Origin of the sequence: Burkholderia pyrrocinia, from assembly GCF_001028665.1 — a bacterium.
GTDB lineage: Bacteria > Pseudomonadota > Gammaproteobacteria > Burkholderiales > Burkholderiaceae > Burkholderia > Burkholderia pyrrocinia.
Window position 1 is genome coordinate 1,365,696 of record NZ_CP011503.1, and the last position, 22,256, is coordinate 1,387,951.

Below are 22,256 nucleotides of genomic sequence, written 5' to 3' on the forward strand. Positions count from 1 at the left end.
TGAAAAATGATTGCTTAGTCAATATTATTTGAGGCAACCAGTTACGACGTGCATGTTGCACTGCCGGAGACGATGTTCTGACCGATTCGCCCGCACTGCCGGGCACCCGAGGATGTTCGCGATGCTGTTCCTGAAAAATGCCGCCGGCGCGCTGCGCCGCAACCTGACCGATACCGCTCATCATGTGTTTTCCGGGCCGCACCGCGGCTGGAAGATCGCGCTGTACGTGACGATGCTGGTCGTGCCGGGCGGCTCGCTCGCGGCGCTCGGGTTCGCCTGGTTCGATTATTGCCGGCAGCGCAACGCGAAGGGCGGCGCACGCCGCGCGAGCCAGCCGGCCGCGACGGAGCCGTCGTCATGGCGGCCCGCCGCCGAACCCGTCCCGGTGCCCGTGCGCTGCCACTGACGCCGCGCCGCTCCCGTCCTCCCGACTGTCCGGACTGATCGCCGGCCGCGTCTCCCGCGGCCGCCGTCGCGCGCCTGTCTCGCCGCAAGCGATCCGTAATGGCCGGTAAACCGGCCGCTCGCGCCGGTAACACATTCCGGCCACCGCGCACCGTACCCTTAGGGCTGCGCAGCTTCTCCACCGTCAGTTACCATTTGTCCGCCAGCGGCACAACGACCGCATCACGCGACGCCGCTCGCCGGCCGTCGCGCCCAGACAGGAAAACCACGATGCCGTACGCCCCCCTCCCGCGCGCCCTTCGCCCGCTGAGCGCCGCCGTCGCCGTTGCGACGGCCGTGCTGCTCGCCGGCTGCGCCGTCGGGCCCGACTATCACCGGCCCGACACGTCGATCCCCGCCGCCTTCAAGGAAGCGCCGGCCGGCTGGAAGGTCGCGCAGCCCGCCGACCGTGCCGACCGCGGCCCGTGGTGGGCGGTCTACAACGATCCGCAGCTCGACGCGTTGATCGGCAAGCTCAATGCGTCGAACCAGACCATCGCGCAATCGGCGGCCGCGTACCGGCAGGCGCGCGCGCTCGTTACCGAGGCGCGCGCCGCGTATTTCCCGACCGTCGGACTGACCGCGTCAGGCTCGCGCGCCCGTACGCCGCGCACGTCGAGCTCTTCGTCGAGTTTCGGCAGCGGCTCGTCCGGATCGATCGGCAACAGCTACAGCATCGGCCTCGACGCGAGCTGGGAGCCCGACCTGTGGGGCAAGGTGAGCCGCACCGTCAGCGCGCAGCGCGCCGGCGAAGCGGCCGCCGCGGCCGATCTCGCGAACGCGCGGCTGTCGCAGCAGGCGCTGCTCGCGCAAACCTATTTCCAGTTGCGCACGTCCGATGCGCTGCAGAAGCTGCTCGACGACACCGTGAAGTCGTACGCGCAGTCGCTGAAACTCACGCAGAACCAGTACGCGCAGGGCGTCGCCGCGCGCGCGGACGTGATCCAGGCGCAGACGCAACTGCAGAGCGCGCAGGCGGCGTCGATCGACAACGGCGTCGCGCGCGCGCAGTTCGAGCACGCGATCGCGACGCTGATCGGCGAACCGGCGTCGACCTTCTCGCTGCCGCCGAACCCGCTCGCGGCCGAGCCGCCGATCACGCCGGTCGACGTGCCGTCCGCGCTGCTCGAGCGCCGGCCCGACATCGCGGCCGCCGAGCGCCGCGCGGCATCCGCGAACGAGCAGATCGGCGTCGCGATTTCCGCGTTCTTCCCGACGCTCACGCTGTCGGCCACCGGCGGTTTCCAGAGTTCGGTGTGGTCGCAGCTGTTCACGCTGCCGGCGCGTTTCTGGACGGTCGGCCCGCAGCTTGCGGCCACGCTGTTCGACGCGGGGCTGCGCGCCGCGCAGACCGACGCCGCGCGCGCAACCTACGACCAGGACGTCGCCGCGTATCGCCTCGCGGTGCTCACCGCGTTCCAGGATGTCGAGGACAACCTCGCGTCGCAGCGCATCCTCGCGCAGGAAATCGACGTGCAGCGGCAGGCCGTCGACAGCGCCGAGCACGCGCTCGCGATCGTCACGAACCAGTACAAGGCCGGCACGGTCGCGTACCTGAACGTGCTGACCGCGCAGACCACCGCGTTCACCGCGCAGCAGAAGCTCACGACGATCGCCGGGCAGCGGATGGTGTCGTCGGTCGGGCTCGTGAAGGCGCTCGGCGGCGGCTGGGATGCGTCGGACATGGCGCGCGAGACGGGCGACATGGCTGCGCCGGCGCCCGTGCCGGCGTCCGGTGCGGCCGCGCCCGCGCCCGCGGCAACTGCACCGTCGGCCGTCGCGCCGCTCGCGCAGAAGTAAGAAGAGAAGAGGGCGACGCGCGCGTCAGCGCTGCGCGTCGCCGAAGATCAGCGACACCTCGTTGTTCCCGATCGGGTGGCCGAGCAGGTTCAGCAGCCCCGCGAGGTTCGCCTGCTGCTCGGGCGCCGCATGTGCGCTCCCGCGGAACGATCCCTGGCCGGCGCCGAAGTTGCCGTGCCCGTCGAGGAACAGCGGACCCTGCGTCGTCGACAGGTCGAGATCGGCACCCGCCCCCTTCGCCTGCAGCACCGCGCGGTACGAACCGAGCGGCTTCACGCGCGATACGCGCGAACTCATCGAATCGATCGTCACCGTCAACTGGCCGAACGCGTTGTTGCCGAACAGGCGCCAGTCGGTCCAGCCGACCCGCACGTCGCCCTGCAGGTCCAGCGTGTTGAACGGCGTGCCGAGCCCCGCGAGCAGCGACGCGGGCACGGCCATCGTGCCGGCCGACAGCACCGCGCCGCGCCACGTCGCATCGAGCGTGACGGCATCGGGCATCGCCTCGGTCTGGCGCATGCGCATCTGCACGCGCCCGGTCAGCAGCGGCCAGAAGTGCGTGGTCCATTCGACCCGCCCCGGCAGCAGCGTCGCCGCGCTCTGGTCGGCGCCCGGCGCGAGCATCAGCGTGCCCGAGCCATGCCACAGCGACCCGTCCGGATCGACGAGATTCACGTGCCCGCCCGTCGCGCGCGCGAACTGCGGCGCGACCCACGCGGCCGGCGCGAGCGCGACGAGCGTCACCGCCGTCGCCAGTCCGCCCGCCAGTACCCACGGCAATACGGTGGCGAGCCGCTTCGTCCACGGCCTCATCGGCCGACCGCCACTTGCGTCATCCACTGCGTCATTTCTGCGTCGACGGTTGCATCACGGCCGTCAGGTCGACCTGGCCATCTTCCTTCAATGCGGTTGCGTGCGCCTCGCCGACCTGCACCTTGAACTGCCGGCGCGCGTCGTCGAGCCACTGCGTCCACGCCGGGAACGACACGTTCTTCATCTGGACCTGCACGCCATTGCCGACGATCTGCACCTGCGCGCCCTGCAGCCCGTGATCGGACAGCGACGCGATCAGCGCGTCCTTCAGCGCGAGCCCGGTCGGCGCGACGCCCTGCGCGGCGGCCGTCAGCGACTTCGCCTCGTTCGCCTGCGCGGTCATCTGCGCGAGTTCGCGGCGCATCGTCGGCAGCGCGCGCTGGATCCGTGCGCGGCCTTCCTGCGCGGGCGACCACAGCACCGAATACGCGATCGCGACTGCCAGCACGGTGCCGCCCCAGCCGAGCAGCATCTTCTCGCGCTGCGAGCGCTCACCCCAGAACTGGGTCAGCGTCTGGTTCAGTTGTTCCGTCTTCATGAGCGGCTCCGGATGGTCCATTTGCCCGTGTTGCTGTCGACTTCGCCGGACAGTCCGTTGCGCGCGAGGCGCTGCGTGAAATCGGGATCGACCTTGACCTCCGGCTTGAAGCCGACGTCGAGCCGCCGGTCGTGATAGTCGAGCGACGCGATGCCGTTCAGCGGCAGCGCGCCCATCGAGCGCGTCAGCCCGCTCGACAGCGCGAGGAAATCGTTCGGCGACAGCTCGCCGGCCGCCAGGCGCAACTGGTCGAGCTGGCGCTGCATCTGCGCGGGCGGATCGAGCACCGTCGTCGTCTTCGGGAATGCGGACAGCAGCGTTTCGGTGATCTGCGCGGACAACGCATCGCGTTCGCGCGACAGCTTCCACCAGTGCAGGTTCATCCCGATCACCGCGACGCCGAGCGTCGCCGCCGCGAGTGCGAGCGGCACGCGCAGGCGCTTCACCGTCGCGAGATCGAAGCGCCACGGCTGCGACTCGAATTCGAACTGGCACAGATCGAAACGCTCGGTCAGCGCGCGCCGCGCGAACGTGTCGAACGACAGCGGCGCGGCGCCCGGCAGCAGCGGGCCGTCGGTGCGGCTGACCGACGCGAGCCGCGGCTCCGCGCCCGGCTCGCCGAGTTCGTACAGTTCGACGTCACCGCCGCCCGCGAGCGCGGCCAGCGTACCGGCTGCGCGCGACGCGGGCGCCGCGAAGCCTTCGCCGAGCGCGCCGCGTGCGACCGCGAGTTCGAGACGCGGCGCACCGGCCGCGGCGGGCAGCGCGCCGGCTTCGACGAGCGCCGGTTCGACCGCCGTCGCGAGCCCGAGCACCGCGGCGACCGTCGCCGGGCGGGCGGGCGGCTCGACGGCGTCCGCGACAAGCGCGGCATCAGCGGCGTTGGCCGCTTCACTGTCCGCCGGCGCGGCCGATGCCGTTTCGGCCGACGCACGCGGCGCCGGCAGGCAGCGGGTCGCGGGCACCGCGCTCAGGTGCCGGTGGCCGGCCGCCGCGAACGCGTCGCAGATCGCGCGGAACCATGCGCGATCGACGACGGCCAGCACGCGGCGCCCGTCGGGCAGCGCGTCCGGATCGAGCGCGATATGACAGCCGAGCGGATCCTGGATCAACTGATCCTCGACGATGTTGGGCAGCGCCTGGCGCAGCTTCGGCCCCTTGAGCGGCGGCACCTTCGCGGCCAGCAGCAGCACGTCGCGCGCGGCGACGATCAGCACCGTCGCATTCGCGCGCGGCAGCAGCGCGAGCGCGGCGCGGCCCGCGCGCTGCACCTGGCCGGCCTTGTCGACGAGCGTGAACGGCAGCTCGGGCCACTGCCATTCCTGCAACGGCACGGCAGGCTCGCGCGGCGGCAAAGAAACAATCAACGTGCTCACAAGAGCTCCTCTCCCGAATGGCGTCGTTATAGCTGGTCGCGGATACGCACGACCCGCGTCGAATGCGTGGTCGGATCACGATACACGAGCGACGTGCGATCGACCTCCGCGCGCTCGTGCTGGATCCGGCCGCGCACGATGAAATAGCTCGAATTGACGTCGACGAGGCTCGAGTCGGGCGTCACGTTCGGCACACCGGCGCCGCGCAGCGCGAGCTGCACGTCGCCGACGTTGCGGAAAAACACGGTTTCGCGGCGCGACACGAGCGCCTGCGCGGACGACACGCTCATCCCCGGCATCAGCGCCGCGATCACCTCGGCCGGCGCGGTGTTCATGTTCACCGGCGTCGTGGTCGGCAGCACGGTGACGAACGGGCGCAGCCGCGCGACCATCTCGGGCGTCACGCCGTCGACGTCGAGCAGGCTGTCGACGCCCGTCATCATCAGCGGCGCGGGCCCGCGGTCGCCGCCGGACATGCCGGGATCGTCGGTGAAGCCGCTGCCGCCCTGCTGGTCGGTGGTCACCGGCGCGGTGGCCGGCGCCGTGCCGCCGCCGCCCGGCAGCGTCGGCATCTGGAAGCGCGTCGCCGAATGCATGAGGCCCGCGCGCACCTGCAGCGCGATTCGCTTCGCGAACGCGCCGTCGTAGCCGAGCGTCGTCAGCAGGCGCTGGAACGCCTGCAGTTGCGTGACGTTCAGCTGCAGCACGCCGGGCGCCGGCGACGCCACGAGGTTGCGCAGGTTGAACTTCGCCTGCGCGTCCTCGATCGAGCCGGAGATATAGGTGTCTTCGCCACCGTTGTCGTTGGGCGCGCCGATCCGGCCGAGGAAGTCCGACAGCTTCGTCTTTGCGATCGGCACGCCCCAGATTCCGCCGAGATAGGTGATGCCGGGCGCCGTGTCGCCTTCGGAGCGCAGGATCATCCGCGTCCAGTCGAGCGCGCCGCGCGCGACCCACTGCGCCTGCGCGATCACGCGCTGGTTTTCGATGCGGCGGATCTGCACCTGCTGGCGCCACAGCATCCCCGAGACGAGGATCGCCGACAGCGCAACGACGAGCAGTGCGGTGATGATCGCGGCACCGCGCTGGCGGCCGCGTGCATGCGCGCGCGCGGCAGCGTGGTGCGGGGAAAGCGGACGGTGAGGGCGCGTGCGCATCGTCATTCCCCGACGAGGAACACGCGCGTGACCGGCACGCGCAGCGACGTCGCGCCGATGCTGACCTGCAGCCCCGTCACCGCGCGCTGCGGCGGCGCGTTGCCGAGCTGCGGCACCTTGAGCGCATCGTTGTTCTGCGCGAGCGCTTCGTCGGCCGTCTGCAGGTTGGTGGTCCAGCCCACGCGCGGCACGTACAGCTTCGCGTCGATCGCGCCGACGCCGCCCATCAGCGCGACCCAGCTCCAGCCTTCGACGCTGCTGTCCTTCAGCACGCGTTGCAGCCGGTTCGCATCGTCGATCGGCGCCGATGCATAGCGCACGACGCGCCCGCCGGCGATCCGGTAGCGGACCACCTGCAACCGCGGCGCGGCGCCCGGCACGTCGAATTCGCGAACGATCTGCAGCGTATTGCCGGCGACGCCGATCGCCGGCTGGCCGGCCTCGTCGTCGGTCGCGGCAAGCCGCGCGTCGATGCGCATCTGGTCGAACATCTGCGCGAAGACACGCTCGTCTTCCATCGCAGACGCGACCTTGTCGCGGCCGCGCATGATCTGGTCGAGCCCGCGCCACGCGAGGATGGCGACCACCGCGAGGATCGCGATCGCGATCATCAGCTCGATCAGCGTGAAGCCCCGGGCGGGGCGCGCGTGCGGGCGTCGCATCGGCGCGTCAGAGCGGACGGCTGGTTTCATTCGCGACCACCGTCACCATCTGCGCAAGCACGCCGGAGTGCCCGGGCATGCTCACCGAAACCCGGACGCGCCGGAACACGGGGTTCGGCGTGGCGCTCACGCTCTGCGTACAAACGAGTTGCACGTTGCCTTGCGAACAGTCGAAACTCTGGTCGCCGATCTGCGGCCACGCATGCGTGAGGCGCAACTGCGCAAGCGCGTTGTCGGCGCTCCAGCCGGCGAGCAGCCGGTGATGGAGGTCGGATGCATTGGTCGCCATCGTGCCGACCGCGCGGATCGACGCGGCGAGCGCGACCGCGATGATCGCGAGTGCGACCAGCACCTCGATCATCGTGAAGCCGCGCCCCGCAGGAAGTCCCCTTGGGGGGCGTGCCGCGGGGAAACCGGACGCAGCCCGGTTTGCGCAGGAACCGCCACGCCCCGCAGGAAGTCCCGTCGGGGGAGTGGGGTGCGACGAAGAAACGGGGAGGGGCAGGCGACGACGCATCGTCATTGCACCTCGTAGCGGCCGTTGCCGGTGCCGACGATCGTCGCGCTGCCGACGGCCGAATGCAGCGTCACGCGCACCGGCGTGTCGATGCTCTCGGTGCCGAACACGACGCGGTTCGCGCGCGTGTCGGAACCCGGGTAGTCGATGTCGGCGCCCGTGACGCCGCCGTCCCAGTCGCGCGGGCGCAGCAGGTCGTCGCGCAGCGTGCGCCAGCCGTCGGGCGAGCTCACGTCGAAACGGAAGCCGTGCGCGGTCGGCTGCCACGCGATCGGGCGCGCGCGCACCTGTGCTTCATCGCCGGCCGTCTCGAACAGCAGCGCAATGCGCTGCGCTTCCTCGCGCAGGTCGGTGCGCGGATTGCGCGTCAGCGACAGCGACGCGAGCGACACGAGCAGCCCTGCGATCACGAGCACGACCAGCATTTCGAGCAGCGTGAAGCCGCGCGCGCGTCGCACGCCATGCTTCATCGGCCCGCCATCGGCGCGCGCCGATACGGACGGCGCCGCGCCGCGATGCACACGGCAATCGCAGCCGCAGCGGGAAGTCGTGCGAATGGCGAGCATGAAGAGCGGGAACGAAGCGTCGGGACGATCAGCGCCGGCTTATTGCCACGAACCGATGTCGGAGTCGTTGCTCTCGCCGCCTTCCTTGCCGTCGGCACCGTAGCTGAATACGTCGATCTCGCCGTGCACGCCCGGGTTCAGGTACTTGTACCCGTTACCCCACGGATCGTTCGGCAGGCGCTCGAGGTAACCGCCGTCCTTCCAGTTGTTCGGGATCGGATCGGTGGACGGCTTCTGGATCAGCGCGTTCAGGCCCTGCTCCTGGCTCGGATAACGACCGTTGTCGAGACGGTACAGCTTGAGCGCCTGCATGATCGTGCCGATGTCCTGCTTCGCGGCGATGCGGCGCGCCTCGTCCGGGCGGCTCATGATCTTCGGCACGATCAGCGCCGCCAGGATCCCGAGGATCGCGACCACCACCATGATTTCGATCAGCGTGAAACCGCGCTGACGACGCACGGCCGCGTTGCGGCGAGTGATCCACGTTTGCATGACTGACTACCTCTTTCCAAAAAATGTCGTCGATTGAGTGACGCACCCGGCACACCGGACGATGACCTGACGGCAACCTTCCGGACCCGCGGGCGCGGAGCACGCATTGTAAGGCGCGCATCGCCGAGGGCTTTCACCCAACGCAAATTTCATATACATCCGTACAATAGCGCGCATGAACGCGCTCTCGATCCGGATCCTTTCCCTAGCCCTCTTCGCGGGTTTGTGCGCGACGGCCACCTACTGGGTCGTCACGCTGTCGGCCCGCGAAGCGCCGCTGCCCGCCGCCGCCGCGCGGCTGCCGATCCGCACCGAGGACGCCGCGGCGCTCTTCGGCGGTCAGCTCGACAAGAATCCCGTGCAGGACATCCACCTGTTCGGCATCCTCGCGCTCGATCACGGCGCCGCCGCGATCGTCGGCATCGGCGGAGAACCGCCGCGCGCCGTGTCGCTCGGCGCGGACGTCACGCCCGGCGCGAAGCTCGCCGAAGTCCGCTCCCGCTCGATCGTCGTCGACCGCAACGGCGCCCGCGCCGAAATCCAGCTCCCGGCGAACACGCCGTCCCCCGCGATCTACATGCGCTGAACGGCGACGGCCTCACCCACTCGTCGGGCCGTCACTGCACCATGTTGTTCAGCTCGATGATCGGCAGCATCACGGCCAGCACGATCACGAGCACGATGCCGCCCATCGCCAGGATCAGCAGCGGCTCGAGCAGGCTCGTCAGGAACATCGTGCGGCGTTCGAGCTCGCGCGCTTCGCCTTCGGCCGCGCGATCCAGCATCGTCGTCACGTCGCCCGTCGCTTCGCCGGAACGGATCAGGTGCACGAGCACCGGCGGAAACGTCTTCACGTTGTTCAGCGCGCGCGACAGCGCGGAGCCTTCGCGCACGCGCACGATCGCGTCGTCGATGTTCGCGCGCATCGCGCGGTTCGACAGCGTCTCGCCGGCCGCCTGCAACGCGCGCAGGATCGGCACGCCGGCCGCGGTGAGAATGCCGAGCGTGCTCGCGAAGCGCACCGTGTTGTAGCCGCGCACGAGCTTGCCCGCGAGCGGCGCGGTCAGCACCCAGCGGTCGAACGCGAGCCGCGGCCCGTCGCGCGACAGCGTCGCCTTCACGAACCACACGATCAGCGCGACCGCGATCAGGATCGCCCACCACCAGTGCCGCACGAATTCCGACAGCGCCATCATCACGACCGTGAGGATCGGCAACTGCTGTTTCGTACTCGCAAACACGTTGACGACCTGCGGCACCACGTAGCTCAGCAGGAACGTGACGATGCCGAACGCGATCAGCGTGACGATCCCCGGATACGTGAAGGCCAGCAGGATCTTCTGCTTCAGCGCGTTGCTCTGCTCGATGTAGTCGGCCAGGCGCGACAGCACGATGCCGAGCTTGCCCGTGTGCTCGCCCGCCGCGACGAGCGCGCGGTAGATTTCCGGAAAATCGCGCGGATGCTGGCCCAGCGCATTCGCGAGCGAATGGCCGCCGAGCACTTCAGCGCGGATCGCGGCCATCAGTTCGCGGATGTAGTCGCGTTCGGCCTGCTCGGTCAGCACGCCGAGCGCCTCGTCGAGCGGCAGCCCCGCGATCAGCAGGCTCGCGAGCTGGCGCGTGAGGATCGCCTGTTCGCGCTGCGACAGCTTGCGGCCGAACGCGAGCCGCTGCGTACGTGCGCCGCGCGTCGCGCTGGCGGCCGGCTCGACCACGAGCGGCGTGAGCCCCTGCGTGCGCAACTGGCCGCGCGCGGCACGCGCGCTGTCGGCATCGATGACGCCTTTCTGCGCATGTCCCGCCGCATCGATCGCTTCGAAACGGAATGCCGGCATCGCGCTATGCGCCTCCCGTCACGCGCAGCACTTCCTCGAGCGACGTCGCGCCGGCCGCCAGCCAGCGCTCGGCGTCGTCGCGCAGCGTGCGCATCCCTTCCGCGCGGCCGGTGGCCAGAATCTCGGCATCGGCGGCGTTGCGATGGATCAGCGAGCGGATCGAGTCGTCGACCAGCAGCAGTTCGTATACGCCGCGCCGGCCCGCGTACCCCGAATGCCCGCACTTGTCGCAGCCGACCGGATGCCACACGGTACGGCCGTCCTCATGCCGCTCTTCCTTGCAGACGGGGCAGAGCTGCCGCACCAGGCGCTGCGCGAGCACGCCGAGCAGCGACGACGCGAGCAGGTACGGCTCCACGCCCATGTCGGTCAGGCGCGTGACGGCCGAGGCCGCATCGTTCGTGTGCAGCGTCGCGAGCACGAGGTGGCCCGTCAGCGACGCCTGCACCGCGATCTGCGCGGTTTCGAGGTCGCGGATTTCGCCGATCATGATCACGTCCGGATCCTGGCGCAGGATCGAGCGCAGCGCACGGGCAAAGGTCATCCCGATCCGCTCGTTCACCTGCGTCTGGCCGATGCCGCCGAGGTCATACTCGATCGGGTCCTCGACGGTCATGATGTTGGTCGTCGCGGTTTCGAGCCGCGACATCGACGCATACAGCGTCGTCGTCTTGCCCGAGCCCGTCGGGCCCGTGACGAGCACGATGCCGTGCGGTCGCGCGATCAGCTTGTCGAACTGGACGAGCGTGTCGCGGCCCATCCCGAGCGCTTCGAGGTTCAGGCGCTTCGCATCCTTTTCGAGCAGACGCAGCACCGCGCGCTCGCCGTGCCCGGTCGGCAGCGTCGACACGCGCACGTCGACCGGCCGGCCGCCGACGCGCAGCGTGATGCGGCCGTCCTGCGGCAGGCGTTTCTCCGCAATGTCGAGCTGCGCCATGATCTTGATCCGCGAGATCAGTGCGCCGTGCAGCGCCTTCTTCGGGCGCACGACGTCGCGCAGCGTGCCGTCGACGCGAAACCGCACGACGGACGAATTCTCGAACGGCTCGATGTGAATGTCCGACGCCTGTTCGCGCGCCGCTTGCGTGAGCAGCGCGTTGATCATCCGGATGATCGGCGCGTCGTCTTCCGACTCGAGCAGATCCTCGACTTCGGGGATGTCCTGCATCAGCCGCGACAGGTCGACTTCGCCTTCGACCTCACCGACCACCTGCGCGGCGCTGCCGTCCTGGCGCGCGTACGCGTGGTTGATCGCCTGCGCGAGCTCGTCGGCCGGCACGCGGTGCACGGAAATCGAGCCGAAGTTGCGCGCGATCTCCGCGAGCGCGGCGTCGCTCGTGCGTTCGCTGATCCACACCTCGAGCGTGTCGTCGAGCTGGTGCGCGATCAGCACCTGGCCGCTCTTCGCGAAGCCGTACGGCAGCAGCCGCGCGGCGAGCGGCGACGGCGGCTGGCGTTCGCCCGGCGCGCCGTCGTGGGCGGAAGAGGCGAGCACGTCGCTCACTGCGAGGCTCCCGGCGGCGCCGTCAGCGGCTGTTGCTGCATCTGCTGCTGCGGCACGGCTTGCGGCTGGACGGCCGGTTGCGCCTGCTGCGCCGGCTGCGGGCCCTGCTGCTGGCGGCGAATCTTCGTCAGGTCGAACAGGTTCAGTGCCGAGCCGCCTTCGCTCGGGCCGAGCGGCATCGGCGGAACGGTCGGATCGTCCTTGTCACGCATGACGTTGTTGTCAGACTTATACGAGCCCGTGACGCCCTGGATATAGTCGTAGCGGTTCGCCGACACCGCCTGCGCGGTCTGCCGGTCGGTGATGATCACCGGGCGCAGGAACACCATCAGGTTGGTCTTCTGTCGGTTCTTCGATTCCGAGCGGAACAGCTGGCCGATCCACGGGATGTCGCCCAGCAGCGGCACCTTGCTGTTCGACACGTTGTAGTTGTCCTGCATCAGGCCGCCGAGCACGATGATTTCGCCGTTGTCCGCCAGGATCGTCGACTGGATCGAGCGCTTGGTGAAGGTCGGGCCGGTCGTGGCGGTCAACGTGCTGGTGACGACCGCCGAATCCTCGGTGTAGAGCTGCAGCTTCAGGATGCCGCCGTCGGTGATCTGCGGCTTCACGTGCAGCGTGAGGCCGACATCGCGGCGATCGTAGGTATTGAATGCGTTGTTCGTGTTGCCGCTCGTCAGGTTCGAATACGACCCCGTTGGAATCGGCACGTTCTGGCCGACGACGATCTTCGCCTCTTCGTTGTCGAGCGTGATGAGGTTCGGCGTCGACAGCACGTTCGCGTCGCTCACGCCCGCGAAATAATTCAGCAGCGCGCCGAGGCCCTGCACGCCGAACATGTTGTGCAGCCAGCCGACGTTCAGGCCCGGCAGGAGCGTCTGCCCCAGCGCGCCGAGCCCCGCCGTACCACCCGCGGCAACCGCGCCCGACACCCCGAGGATGTTGCCGCTGGGCGTACCGGGGGCGCTGAAGTTCGTGCCGCCGAGAAACTGGCCTTGGGCGATCTGCCACTGGATGCCGAGGTTGCCGGACGTGTTCGAGTTCAGCTCGACGATCAGCGCCTCGATATAGACCTGCGCGCGCCGCGCGTCGAGCTGGTCGATCACCGATCGCAGGTTCCGGTAGACCGGATCCGACGCGGTGATGATCAGCGAGTTGGTCGCCGAATCGGCCTGGATCATGCCGCCCGGCTGGTTGTCGTCGCCCTTGTCCTTGTCGCCGCCGAGCAGGCCGCCGCTGCCGAGACCGCCGCCGCTGCCCGACGAACCGCCGTACCCCGACGAGGACGACGACGAACCGCCGAGGCCGCCCGAAGGCAGCGGCGGGGTGCCGGACGTGCCGGTCGAGAAGTTGCCGCTCGACGACGAGCCGCCGCTCTGGTTGAAGCTGTTCGCATCGTTGGACGACGCCGACGAGCCGCTGTCGCTACCGCTCTTGCCGAGCATCCCGCGCAGCGTCTTCGCGAGCTTCACCGCATCGGCGTTGCGCAGCGGCACGACGTGCATGTTGCCGGGCACCGCGCTCGGCGCGTCGAGCTGCTGCACGAGGCGCTTCGCGGCCGCGAGGCGCGATGCGCTCGACGCGCGCAGCATCAGCGAGTTGGTGCGCGGGTCGGCCGTGACCGACACTTTCAGCGTTGCGTCGCTGTTGCCGATCGCGCCCGGGTCGAGCATTTTCTGCAGTTGCGCGGCGAGGTCGATCGCGTTCGCGTTGCGCAGCGGAATGACCTGTACCTGCGCGCCCGCGGCGCTGTCGACGCCCGCGATGATCTGCGCGATGCGGCGCACGTTGTCCGCGTAGTCGGTCACGACGATCGTGTTGTTCGCCGGGTAGGCCGTCACCGTGTTGTTCGGCGAGATCAGCGGCCGCAGCACAGGCAGCAGGTTGTTCGCCGATTCGTTGTGCAGCTCGAACACCTGCGTGATCACCTGGTCGCCGCGCGCCTGCGGCGCATTGCCGACATAGGTCGGCACACCCTGCAGCTTCGCGTCGGCCTCGGGCACGACCTTCAGCACGCCGTGATCCTGCACGAGCGCGAAGCCCTGCATGCGCAGCGCCGACTGCAGCGTCTTCAGCGCCTGGTCTTCCGGCACCGGACGTTCGGCAACGAGGTTGAGCTGCCCCTTCACACGGGGGTCGACGATGATGGTCTTGCCGGTTGCGGCGCCGATCGCTTTCGCGACCTGGTCGATATCCGCATTCACGAAGTTGAGCGTGACCTGAGCGTAGGCGGCCTGCGAGACGATGATGCCGGCGACGATCAGGGTCGTGGCGACGCGCCGCATAACGAAGCGATTTCTTGTCATGGATGAATGGGTCGATGCCGGCTCAGGCCACTTCCGGCGGTAGTGCTGGGATCCAAGTCCGAAAGGGGCGACATTAGCAGTTTTTCATGTCCGAAATATCACATTGATCCGAGGACTGTCTCACATACGACATGTATCCGGCGAGTCGTATGCAATATGTAAGATTCGGTGCTATATCGGCATGCCGGCCATCGCCCCCGTTTCGCGATGAACCGACACGGAAATGCGGTATAACCCGGCTGTCGTATTTCCGCATGTCGCAACCTGACGGGCTGTCGGTATGATACGGGCGACACGTTTCTCGTCGCACGAATAACAGGCACGGGTTTTCCCGACCATTGCGCCATTCCTTTTCGTTTTCGCACCATGAACAGACGGTTCGCTTCGATCGCGTTGATCGCCGCAGGCGCGTGGTTCGCCAGCGCAAACGCACGCGCGGATTGTTTCGACGAGGCCGCGAAATACCAGCAGGTCAATCCGCTGATCCTGCGCGCGATCGCGTGGCAGGAATCGCGCAACCGGCCCGGCGCGCTGAACAAGAACACGAACGGCTCGATCGACTACGGCCTGATGCAGATCAATTCGATCCACCTGACGACGCTGTCGCGCTACGGGATCGACCGCGGCACGCTGATGGAACCGTGCAAGAACGTCTATATCGCCGCGTGGCATCTCAAACAGAAGATGAACCGCTACGGCAACACGTGGCAGGCCGTCGGCGCCTATCATTCCGAAACGCCGTCGCTGCGCGACAAGTACGCGCGGCAGATCGCCGGCATCCTGACGCAGTGGAAGCTGCTGCCGCCCGCGCCATGACGCCGCGTCGCATCACCGCCTGACGCGGCGCCGGCCGGCCGGCGCGCGTTTGATGCACAATGCGGGCTCACGCCGCAGGTTCGCCCGTCCGCGGGCCGATCGCGCCCCGGAAGGGCGCCGCGGCCGCTTTTTCATCTTTTCCGTTGGTGTGTACCGCAATGAACCAGCCGTTGCCCGTCACCGTGCTGTCCGGCTTCCTCGGCGCCGGCAAGACCACGCTGCTCAATCACATCCTCGCGAACCGCGCGGGCCTGAAAGTCGCCGTGATCGTCAACGATCTCGCGGCGGTCAACATCGACGCGTCGCTCGTGCGCGACGCGCAGGCGCTGTCGCACATCGAGGAACGCCTCGTCGAAATGTCGAACGGCTGCATCTGCTGCACGCTGCGCGACGACCTGCTCGTCGAGATCCGCAACCTCGCGTCCGAAGGCCGCTTCGACGCGATCATGATCGAATCGACCGGTATCGCAGAGCCGATGCCGATCGCCGAAACCTTCACGTTCGTCGACGATGACGGCGAGTCGCTGTCGAAAATCGCACGGCTCGACACGCTCGTCACCGTGGTCGACGCGTACAACTTCCTGCGCGACTACGGTTCCGACGACGCACTCGCGACGCGCGGCATCGCCGCGTCGGAAGAAGACGACCGGACGCTCGTCGAGCTGCTGATCGAGCAGATCGAATTCTGCGACGTGCTGGTGATCAACAAGGCCGACCTCGTCGGCGCCGACGAACTCGCGCGCCTGCAGCACATCCTCGCGCGGCTCAATCCGCGCGCGCACCAGGTCGTGTCGACATTCGGCGACGTGCCGCTCGACGAAGTGCTGAACACGGGCCGCTTCGATTTCGACGAGGCCGCGAATGCGCCGGGCTGGCTCGCGTCGCTCGATCACGATCACACGCATTGCGACGACCCCGACTGCCATGATGAACATCATGCGCACGTGCACGGCGAAGCCGACGAATTCGGGATCGGCAATTTTGTTTACCGCGCGCGCCGGCCGTTCCATCCGGCACGACTCTGGGCGCTGCTGCACCAGGAGTGGCAGGGCGTGCTGCGCAGCAAGGGCTTCTTCTGGCTCGCGACGCGGAACGACATCGCGGGCTCGCTGTCGCAGGCAGGCGGCGTATGCCGGCATGGTCCGGCAGGTCTCTGGTGGGCCGCGCAGGATCGCGCGGAATGGCCGGACGACGACGAGCTGCTCGCTGAGATCCGCGCCGAATGGCACGGCGATCTCGACGACCGCACGGTCGGCGATCGCCGGCAGGAACTCGTGCTGATCGGCATCGCGCTCGACGCCGATGCATGGCGCGAGAAACTCGACGCGTGCCTGCTGACCGATGCGGAATTCGCCGTCGGCGCGGCGGGATGGAGCGCGTTCGACGATCCGTTCCCGGGGTGGGATGTCGATTCGCACGACGATGACGATCACGGCGACACGCAAATCGTGCATGCCTGACGGCTCGGTAACGGCTTGTAAGAACAACCGTTAAATCTTGCAAGAGCGGCGCGGACTGTGGCGAAAATGCCGCGCGCGCCCAACAAAAAACCCGCCGAGAGGCGGGTTTTTCCTGGAACAGGCGCTGGTTTAACGCTTGTTGACGGCGTCCTTGAACGCCTTGCCAGCCGTGAACTTGACCGTCTTGGCTGCCGGGATCTTGATGGTTTCGCCGGTCTTCGGGTTGCGGCCCGTACGTGCTGCGCGCTTGCCCGAACCGAAGCTGCCGAAGCCGATCAGCTGAACCGCATCACCCTTCGACACGGCCTTCTTGATGACTTCGAGCAGCGTGTCCAGCGTTTCGCCGGTTTGAGCCTTGCTGGCGCCCGTTTGGGCGGCGACGGCGTCGATCAGTTCCTGTTTGTTCATTAAGGTTCCTTTATCAGGTTAGGTTGACACGAACAGCGCGAACGCGCCGATTATACGTGCGCGAACCGTGCCGTCGAGAGTCAGACTCCGACGGCACAGCGCCGAATCCTGGCCCGCGCGACGCGCCCACCGGCTTGCCGGCGGCCACCCCGCGGTACGGCGTTGCTATGATAGCGCAGCGCAAACCCAATAACGACAAGGGTTTCAAAGATTTTCATCGGTATTTCGCCGAATGAATCATCGATTGCCCGTTTTTTGACCAGCGCCAACCGGACAGGATACGCAGCGCGGTCCGCCCGTGCGCCGCCCCGTTGGCTTTTTCCAACGGCCGCTCGGACGGCCCCGCGCAATCCCTTGCCAGGCTTGGCTGCCACGTTTTTTGTTTCGCATGCCCGACCGACTTGTTCCCGCCACGCTCGCGCTTCGCGACGACGGCACGCTCGTTTCGCCCGAGTACGGCGACCTCCATCGCGACGCATCAGGCGCGCTTGCGCACGCGCATCGCGCGTTCGTCTCCGGTAACGGACTGCCGGCGCGCTGGCAGGGCCGCCGCACGTTCACGATCGTCGCGACCGGATTCGACACGGGCAGCCGCTTCCTCGCAACATGGGCCGCGTGGCGCGACGATCCCGCGCGCTGCGAACGGCTGCATTTCGTCGCAGTCGAGCCGCGTCCGTTCTCGCGCGACGACCTGCGCCGTGCGATCTTGCATATAGTTGCTAACACAACCATATCGGCCGACGTGGATGCACTGGTCGACGCGTGGCCGATGCTCGTGCCGGGCCTGCACCGGCTCGAATTCGACGAAGGGCGTGTGGTGCTCACGCTCGCGTTCGGCGACGCAATCGACATGTTGACGAAGCTCGTCGCGCGCGCCGATGCGTTCTATCTCGATAGCTTCACGTCATCGAACGACGCGGATCTCCGCTCGACCGACGTGGTTCGTACGCTCGCGAAGATCGCCGGCGAACGCGCAACGTTTGCGACGCATGCGAATTCCGCTGCCGTGAAACACGCACTCGGCGAATCGGGTTTCACGTATCGCGAAGTCGACGATTGGCTCGTCGGCGAATATGCGCCGCGCTGGCGCGCGCGCCGGCACGAGCCGCCGCGCGCACTGACCGTTACGGCGCGCCGTGCGATCGTGATCGGCGCGGGCCTGGCCGGCTGCGCGGTCGTCGAGCGCCTGGCCGCGCGCGGCTGGGACGTCACGCTGATCGAGCGGCACGAACGGATCGCAAGCGAAGCGTCGGGCAATCCGGCCGGAGTATTCCATCCATTGATGACACGCGACGACAACGTCGCAAGCCGGCTCACGCGCGGCGGCTTCCTGCACGCGATCGCGCGCTGGCGCGCACTCGAACGCGCGGGTCATGCGTTCGCGCGCAGCACGCACGGGATGATCCATCTCGCCGAATCGGCCGACGACTTCGCGCGGATGCGCGACGCATTCGATGCGTTCGGCGCGCCGTCCGACTATGTGTCACTGCTCGATACCGAGGCCGCGCGCGCGCATCTGAAACTGCCGGTCGCGCATGGCGGCCTGCTGTTTCCGCACGGCGGCGCCGTCTGGCCGGCCGGGCTGTGCGCGGCGCAATGCGCGGCGGCCGGTGAACGCGTGCGCTTGCTCGCGTCGACCGGCGTCGCGCGGCTCGAGCGGCGGGGCGACGCATGGCATGCGCTCGATGCGGCAGGCGGCACGCTGGCTGACGCGCCCGTCGTCGTGCTTGCGAACGCGGGCGACGCCGTGCGACTCGCGGGCCTGCAGCATGTCGTGCTGCAACCGGTGCGCGGCCAGCTCACGCTGCTGCCGCCGGGCAGTACGGCGCCGCTGCCGTGCCCGGCGATCGGCGACGGTTACGCGGTGCCGCTCGACGACGGCACGCTGCTGATCGGTGCGACGTTCGAACCCGACGACGTCGATCCCGCGATGCGCGCGGCCGGCCACGTCGAAAACCTCGACCGCGTGCGGCACCTGTTGCCGGGCCTGATCGGCGACGCGCCGGACCCCGCCACGCTGCGCGGCCGCGTTGCATTCCGCTGGGTCGTCGGCGATCGTCTGCCGCTGATCGGCCCGCTCGCAGACGAAGCGCAGGCCGTCGCAAACGCACGCGCGCTGAGCGGTGCAAAGGCGCGCGACCTGCCGCGCACGCCCGGCCTCTACGGCGCATTCGGCTTTGGCTCGCGCGGCCTCGTGTGGGCCGCGCTCGGCGCCGAACTGATCGCATCGCAACTCGAAGGCGAGCCGTGGCCGCTCGAGCGCGAACTCGCCGAAGCCGTCGATCCCGCACGCTTCCTGATCCGCGCACTGCGCGCGCGCCGCGTCGGCTCAGCCGGCTGACCGGCGGCACGAATCGCTCACAGTTTCCCGATTTCCCCGCGCAAGGTTATCCACGCGATGCTGTGGATAACCGCGCGGAATCCGCGCGCACTTCGTGTGTAATCACAGTGGACGTAAACTGGGCAACTCGGCACAGCTGTGAGACAGCCCAAAGTTGCTCATCTCAAACTTCTGTGCACGAACAGCCTGTGCAACGGGTTATGGTTTCTCCAACCCTTTGATCTGTCAGCGTAAACCGAAGTTATCCACAGAACTGTGGGTCCTTTGTTAACTTCTACTACGTATATATACAAGTAAACCTTTGAAACCAAAGACCTGGGGTGCCGCACAGCGCCGCGAGTCGAATTCAATGGGTTCCAGACCGAAAAAGCTGTGGCACAATCGGTTTCCTTCGCGTTCGTTCGGCCAGGCGCCGGACGTGCTTCAATGGAACGGTCGGCACGATTTCGAATCTGAATCTTCGAGACTGCGCAGTCCGTTCACACACCAGGCCGACAATCCAGATCGGCAACCTGTGCGACTTTCCGCCGGATGGCGGAGCAGGCGGACCCCATGTCCCGCCGTCGTCGACCACAACAATCACATTCGGGGCGATACCCAGCCGGCGCGCATCCATTTCTGACGCTTGACCCCGCGTCGCTGGCGGTTGCTTCCAAAGGAGAAGTCACCACGATGAAGTCGGCGTTCTCATTCCTGCCCAACTGGCCGCTCGCGCCGGATGCCGTGTTCTGGGCCGGGCTCGCGCTGTTCGCGGCCGGCCTGTGTGGCGAACTGTGCTATCGCGCATGGCGCCTGCCGCGCATCACCGGCTATGCGGTGATCGGTCTCGTCGCCGGTTCGTTCGGATTCGGCGTGATCGACGCAAGCACCGACGAAACGTCGCGGCTGCTGATCGACGTCGCGCTCGGCCTGCTGCTGTTCGAGCTCGGCAGCCGCCTCGACCTGCGCTGGATCCGGCGCAATCCGTGGCTCATCGCGTCGAGCCTCGCGGAGGCCACGCTGACGTTCGTGCTCGTGCTGTTCGTGATGCTCGCGCTCGGCGTGTCGGGAATGGTCGCGCTCGTGCTGTCGGCGATCGCGATCGCGACGTCGCCGTCGATGGTGATCCAGCTCAAGACCGAACTGCGCGCGGAAGGGCAGGTATCGCAGCGCCTCATCACGCTGACCGCGCTCAACAGCGTGTATGCGATCGTGCTGACCAAGCTCGTGACGAGCTGGCTCCACCAGGAAGCGTACGGCAACGTTTTCGCAACGATCCTGCAGCCGCTCTACCTGATCGCCGGGTCGTTCATCGTCGCGTATCTCGTCGCGCGTTCGTGCAATTTCCTGTTCCGTCACATGACGTCGACGATGCGCGACGAGCATTCGTTCGTCGCGCTGTTCGGGCTCGTGATGCTTGCGATTGCCGTCGCACAGGCGCTGAAGCTGTCGACGCTGCTCACGCTGCTGCTCGCCGGCATCATCGTGAAGAATCTCGAAGCGCGTCCGCAGCTGTGGCCCGAGCACTTCGGCACGGCCGGCTGGCTGCTGACGGTGGTGCTGTTCGTGCTGACGCTCACGTCGTTCACGTGGGGCGACATCGCGCTCGGCGGGCTGCTCGCGATCGTGCTGATCGTCACGCGGCTCGTCGCGAAGCTGGCCGGCGTCGTCGCGTTCGCGAAGCCGAGCGGCATCGGGATGAAGCAGGGCGTCGCGCTCGGCATCGCGCTGACGCCGATGTCCGCGCTGTCGTACCTGCTCGTCGACGATACCTACCAGCTCTATCCGAATTTCGACCCGCACCTGCGTGCGATCGTGATGTGCACGATCGTGATCCTGCAGCTCGTCAGCCCGTTCGTCGTCTACCGCTGCCTGTCGGCGGTCGGCGAACGCAGCGACAGCAACTGATTCCGGAACCTGCCATGGCACTCGAAACCTTCGTCAATTCCGAACCGTTCACGTTCGGCGTCGAACTGGAGATCCAGGTCGTCAACACGCACAACTACGACCTGACCAAGGCTGCATCCGACCTGATGCGCCTGATCCAGGGCGAGACCTTTCCGGGCAACATCACACCGGAAATCACCGAGAGCATGATCGAGCTGTCGACCGGCATCTGCCATACGCACGAGCAGGCGGTCGGCGAGCTGCATGCGATCCGCGACGTGCTCGTGAAGGCGGCCGACCAGCTCAACGTCGGACTTGCCGGCGGCGGCACGCACGCGTTCCAGCAATGGAGCGACCGGCAGATCTACGATGCGCCGCGCTTCCAGTACATCTCCGAGCTGTACGGTTATCTGGCCAAACAGTTCACCGTGTTCGGCCAGCACGTGCATATCGGCTGTCCCGATCCCGACAGCGCGCTGTTCCTGCTGCACTCGTTGTCGCGCTTCATTCCGCACTTCATCGCGCTGTCCGCATCGTCTCCGTTCGTGCAGAACGTCGATACGGGCTTCCATTCGGCACGCCTGAATTCGGTGTTCGCGTTCCCGCTGTCGGGCCGCGCGCCGTTCGTGCTGACCTGGGACAGCTTCGAGGAGTACTTCATGAAGATGGTGAACACGGGTGTGGTCAACTCGATGAAGGACTTCTACTGGGACATCCGTCCGAAGCCCGGCTACGGGACGATCGAGGTGCGCGTGATGGATACGCCGCTGTCGGTCGACCGCGCGGCGGCGATCGCCTGCTACATCCAGACGCTCGCGCGCTACCTGCTGACCGACCGGCCGCTGAAGCTGTCGGAGGACGACTACCTCGTCTACACGTTCAACCGTTTCGAAGCGTGCCGCTTCGGGCTCGAGGGTACCTGCGTGAATCCTCAGACGGGTGAGCGCCGCACGATCGCCGAGGACATCCTCGACACGCTCGACAAGATCGCGCCGCATGCGGCCGCGCTCGGTTCGCGCGCGGCGCTCGACGAGATCGGCGCGCTTGCCAAGGCGCGCGTGAACGACGCATCGTGGTTGAGAACCGTTTTCAAACAGGAAAAATCGCTCAACGAGACGGTCAGGCAGCAGTGCTTACGTTGGCGTGAATGAAAAAATGTTTTGCAGATAACAGGCTCGACCGCGTCGCGATTCGCTGAACGACGGTGGGCGCCGTTTCGGGCCGAAATCGTTGCCAGGCGTCCTTAAAATCTGTGGATAACCCGATATTCAGCTGCAAAGTCAACGGTCTGCGGGTGGGATAACCCGGTGGACCATTGCCGTTCACCCGATGGCCGATCCGAACCGGAAAATGCC

The 22,256-nt window shown here is 67.6% G+C and carries 20 protein-coding genes; 8 read left to right on the top strand and 12 right to left on the bottom strand.

Features of this window, described 5'->3' with window-relative positions; translation table 11 throughout:
- Window positions 1–121: 121 nt before the first annotated feature.
- A complete protein-coding gene (locus ABD05_RS06285; protein WP_082146124.1) occupies window positions 122–406 on the top strand; it encodes a multidrug ABC transporter ATPase in 285 nt (94 codons plus the stop codon).
- 269 nt (window positions 407–675) lie between these two features.
- A complete protein-coding gene (locus ABD05_RS06290; protein WP_047899422.1) occupies window positions 676–2,244 on the top strand; it encodes an efflux transporter outer membrane subunit in 1,569 nt (522 codons plus the stop codon).
- 24 nt (window positions 2,245–2,268) lie between these two features.
- Here ABD05_RS06290 and ABD05_RS06295 read toward each other — a convergent pair whose 3' ends face one another.
- From ABD05_RS06295 to gspG, 8 genes are all read right to left on the bottom strand, one after another.
- Complete coding sequence (locus ABD05_RS06295; RefSeq protein ID WP_047899423.1) at window positions 2,269–3,057, bottom strand: type II secretion system protein N; 789 nt, start codon at window positions 3,055–3,057, stop codon at window positions 2,269–2,271.
- 31 nt (window positions 3,058–3,088) lie between these two features.
- On the bottom strand, window positions 3,089–3,595 hold the full coding sequence (gene gspM, locus ABD05_RS06300) for a type II secretion system protein GspM (protein ID WP_047901100.1): 507 nt from the start codon (window positions 3,593–3,595) through the stop codon (window positions 3,089–3,091).
- Window positions 3,592–4,971, bottom strand: a complete 1,380-nt coding sequence (gene gspL, locus ABD05_RS06305; RefSeq protein WP_047899424.1) for a type II secretion system protein GspL — start codon at window positions 4,969–4,971, stop codon at window positions 3,592–3,594. Before gspL ends, gspM begins: the two co-directional genes overlap by 4 nt.
- A 26-nt stretch (window positions 4,972–4,997) precedes the next feature.
- Window positions 4,998–6,128: a type II secretion system minor pseudopilin GspK gene (gspK, locus tag ABD05_RS06310; protein ID WP_047901101.1), complete on the bottom strand. Its 1,131-nt coding sequence runs from the start codon at window positions 6,126–6,128 to the stop codon at window positions 4,998–5,000.
- Between the two features lie 2 nt (window positions 6,129–6,130).
- On the bottom strand, window positions 6,131–6,790 hold the full coding sequence (locus ABD05_RS06315) for a PulJ/GspJ family protein (protein WP_047899425.1): 660 nt from the start codon (window positions 6,788–6,790) through the stop codon (window positions 6,131–6,133).
- 7 nt (window positions 6,791–6,797) lie between these two features.
- Entirely contained in the window at window positions 6,798–7,151 is a 354-nt protein-coding gene (gene gspI, locus ABD05_RS06320) for a type II secretion system minor pseudopilin GspI (protein ID WP_047899426.1), read from the bottom strand.
- A 158-nt stretch (window positions 7,152–7,309) separates the two neighbouring features.
- The gene (locus ABD05_RS06325; RefSeq protein ID WP_047899427.1) at window positions 7,310–7,873 is read right to left on the bottom strand and encodes a GspH/FimT family pseudopilin; all 564 of its coding nucleotides are present in this window, start codon (window positions 7,871–7,873) and stop codon (window positions 7,310–7,312) included.
- 39 nt (window positions 7,874–7,912) lie between these two features.
- Complete coding sequence (gene gspG, locus ABD05_RS06330) at window positions 7,913–8,365, bottom strand: type II secretion system major pseudopilin GspG (protein ID WP_006759194.1); 453 nt, start codon at window positions 8,363–8,365, stop codon at window positions 7,913–7,915.
- A 175-nt stretch (window positions 8,366–8,540) separates the two neighbouring features.
- Here gspG and ABD05_RS06335 point away from each other — a divergent pair, with 175 nt between their 5' ends.
- Window positions 8,541–8,951 (top strand): general secretion pathway protein GspC, encoded by a 411-nt coding sequence (locus tag ABD05_RS06335; protein WP_047899428.1) that lies wholly within the window; start codon window positions 8,541–8,543, stop codon window positions 8,949–8,951.
- 31 nt (window positions 8,952–8,982) lie between these two features.
- Here ABD05_RS06335 and gspF read toward each other — a convergent pair whose 3' ends face one another.
- From gspF to gspD, 3 genes are read right to left on the bottom strand one after another with little or no spacing between them, the layout of a single operon-like run.
- A complete protein-coding gene (gene gspF / locus ABD05_RS06340; protein ID WP_034183807.1) occupies window positions 8,983–10,200 on the bottom strand; it encodes a type II secretion system inner membrane protein GspF in 1,218 nt (405 codons plus the stop codon).
- Between the two features lie 4 nt (window positions 10,201–10,204).
- Window positions 10,205–11,704 (bottom strand): type II secretion system ATPase GspE, encoded by a 1,500-nt coding sequence (gene gspE, locus ABD05_RS06345; RefSeq protein WP_047899429.1) that lies wholly within the window; start codon window positions 11,702–11,704, stop codon window positions 10,205–10,207.
- A complete protein-coding gene (gene gspD, locus ABD05_RS06350; protein ID WP_047899430.1) occupies window positions 11,701–14,010 on the bottom strand; it encodes a type II secretion system secretin GspD in 2,310 nt (769 codons plus the stop codon). Before gspD ends, gspE begins: the two co-directional genes overlap by 4 nt.
- Window positions 14,011–14,376: 366 nt before the next feature.
- On the opposite strand from gspD, the gene ABD05_RS06355 reads away from it, so the two are divergent.
- Window positions 14,377–14,826: a lytic transglycosylase domain-containing protein gene (locus ABD05_RS06355; protein ID WP_047899431.1), complete on the top strand. Its 450-nt coding sequence runs from the start codon at window positions 14,377–14,379 to the stop codon at window positions 14,824–14,826.
- 158 nt (window positions 14,827–14,984) lie between these two features.
- The gene (locus ABD05_RS06360; protein ID WP_047899432.1) at window positions 14,985–16,286 is read left to right on the top strand and encodes a GTP-binding protein; all 1,302 of its coding nucleotides are present in this window, start codon (window positions 14,985–14,987) and stop codon (window positions 16,284–16,286) included.
- A gap of 129 nt (window positions 16,287–16,415) precedes the next feature.
- Here the strand turns inward: ABD05_RS06360 and ABD05_RS06365 are convergent, their stop codons facing one another.
- On the bottom strand, window positions 16,416–16,694 hold the full coding sequence (locus ABD05_RS06365; RefSeq protein ID WP_006401505.1) for an HU family DNA-binding protein: 279 nt from the start codon (window positions 16,692–16,694) through the stop codon (window positions 16,416–16,418).
- Between the two features lie 388 nt (window positions 16,695–17,082).
- On the opposite strand from ABD05_RS06365, the gene mnmC reads away from it, so the two are divergent.
- From mnmC to ABD05_RS06380, 3 genes are all read left to right on the top strand, one after another.
- Window positions 17,083–19,035 carry a bifunctional tRNA (5-methylaminomethyl-2-thiouridine)(34)-methyltransferase MnmC2/FAD-dependent 5-carboxymethylaminomethyl-2-thiouridine(34) oxidoreductase MnmC1 gene (gene mnmC, locus ABD05_RS06370; RefSeq protein ID WP_047899433.1) on the top strand — a complete coding sequence of 651 codons (1,953 nt, stop codon included), beginning with the start codon at window positions 17,083–17,085 and terminating at the stop codon, window positions 19,033–19,035.
- Window positions 19,036–19,707: 672 nt separating this feature from the next.
- Window positions 19,708–20,922 (top strand): cation:proton antiporter, encoded by a 1,215-nt coding sequence (locus ABD05_RS06375; protein WP_047899434.1) that lies wholly within the window; start codon window positions 19,708–19,710, stop codon window positions 20,920–20,922.
- A 14-nt stretch (window positions 20,923–20,936) separates the two neighbouring features.
- Window positions 20,937–22,052 (top strand): YbdK family carboxylate-amine ligase, encoded by a 1,116-nt coding sequence (locus tag ABD05_RS06380; RefSeq protein WP_047899435.1) that lies wholly within the window; start codon window positions 20,937–20,939, stop codon window positions 22,050–22,052.
- Window positions 22,053–22,256 lie beyond the last annotated feature (204 nt).

What these genes read in the sequence shown, in the direction of transcription:
- gspD (WP_047899430.1), bottom strand. Translation starts at nt 14,010, where the DNA reads ATGACAAGAAATCGCTTCGTTATGCGGCGCGTCGCCACGACCCTGATC.
- ABD05_RS06325 (WP_047899427.1), bottom strand. Translation starts at nt 7,873, where the DNA reads ATGCTCGCCATTCGCACGACTTCCCGCTGCGGCTGCGATTGCCGTGTG.
- ABD05_RS06335 (WP_047899428.1), top strand. Translation starts at nt 8,541, where the DNA reads ATGAACGCGCTCTCGATCCGGATCCTTTCCCTAGCCCTCTTCGCGGGT.
- ABD05_RS06295 (WP_047899423.1), bottom strand. Translation starts at nt 3,057, where the DNA reads ATGAGGCCGTGGACGAAGCGGCTCGCCACCGTATTGCCGTGGGTACTG.
- ABD05_RS06365 (WP_006401505.1), bottom strand. Translation starts at nt 16,694, where the DNA reads ATGAACAAACAGGAACTGATCGACGCCGTCGCCGCCCAAACGGGCGCC.
- mnmC (WP_047899433.1), top strand. Translation starts at nt 17,083, where the DNA reads ATGCCCGACCGACTTGTTCCCGCCACGCTCGCGCTTCGCGACGACGGC.
- gspI (WP_047899426.1), bottom strand. Translation starts at nt 7,151, where the DNA reads ATGATCGAGGTGCTGGTCGCACTCGCGATCATCGCGGTCGCGCTCGCC.
- ABD05_RS06375 (WP_047899434.1), top strand. Translation starts at nt 19,708, where the DNA reads ATGAAGTCGGCGTTCTCATTCCTGCCCAACTGGCCGCTCGCGCCGGAT.
- ABD05_RS06355 (WP_047899431.1), top strand. Translation starts at nt 14,377, where the DNA reads ATGAACAGACGGTTCGCTTCGATCGCGTTGATCGCCGCAGGCGCGTGG.
- ABD05_RS06380 (WP_047899435.1), top strand. Translation starts at nt 20,937, where the DNA reads ATGGCACTCGAAACCTTCGTCAATTCCGAACCGTTCACGTTCGGCGTC.
- ABD05_RS06285 (WP_082146124.1), top strand. Translation starts at nt 122, where the DNA reads ATGCTGTTCCTGAAAAATGCCGCCGGCGCGCTGCGCCGCAACCTGACC.
- ABD05_RS06315 (WP_047899425.1), bottom strand. Translation starts at nt 6,790, where the DNA reads ATGCGACGCCCGCACGCGCGCCCCGCCCGGGGCTTCACGCTGATCGAG.
- ABD05_RS06360 (WP_047899432.1), top strand. Translation starts at nt 14,985, where the DNA reads ATGAACCAGCCGTTGCCCGTCACCGTGCTGTCCGGCTTCCTCGGCGCC.
- gspK (WP_047901101.1), bottom strand. Translation starts at nt 6,128, where the DNA reads ATGCGCACGCGCCCTCACCGTCCGCTTTCCCCGCACCACGCTGCCGCG.
- gspF (WP_034183807.1), bottom strand. Translation starts at nt 10,200, where the DNA reads ATGCCGGCATTCCGTTTCGAAGCGATCGATGCGGCGGGACATGCGCAG.
- gspM (WP_047901100.1), bottom strand. Translation starts at nt 3,595, where the DNA reads ATGAAGACGGAACAACTGAACCAGACGCTGACCCAGTTCTGGGGTGAG.
- ABD05_RS06290 (WP_047899422.1), top strand. Translation starts at nt 676, where the DNA reads ATGCCGTACGCCCCCCTCCCGCGCGCCCTTCGCCCGCTGAGCGCCGCC.
- gspG (WP_006759194.1), bottom strand. Translation starts at nt 8,365, where the DNA reads ATGCAAACGTGGATCACTCGCCGCAACGCGGCCGTGCGTCGTCAGCGC.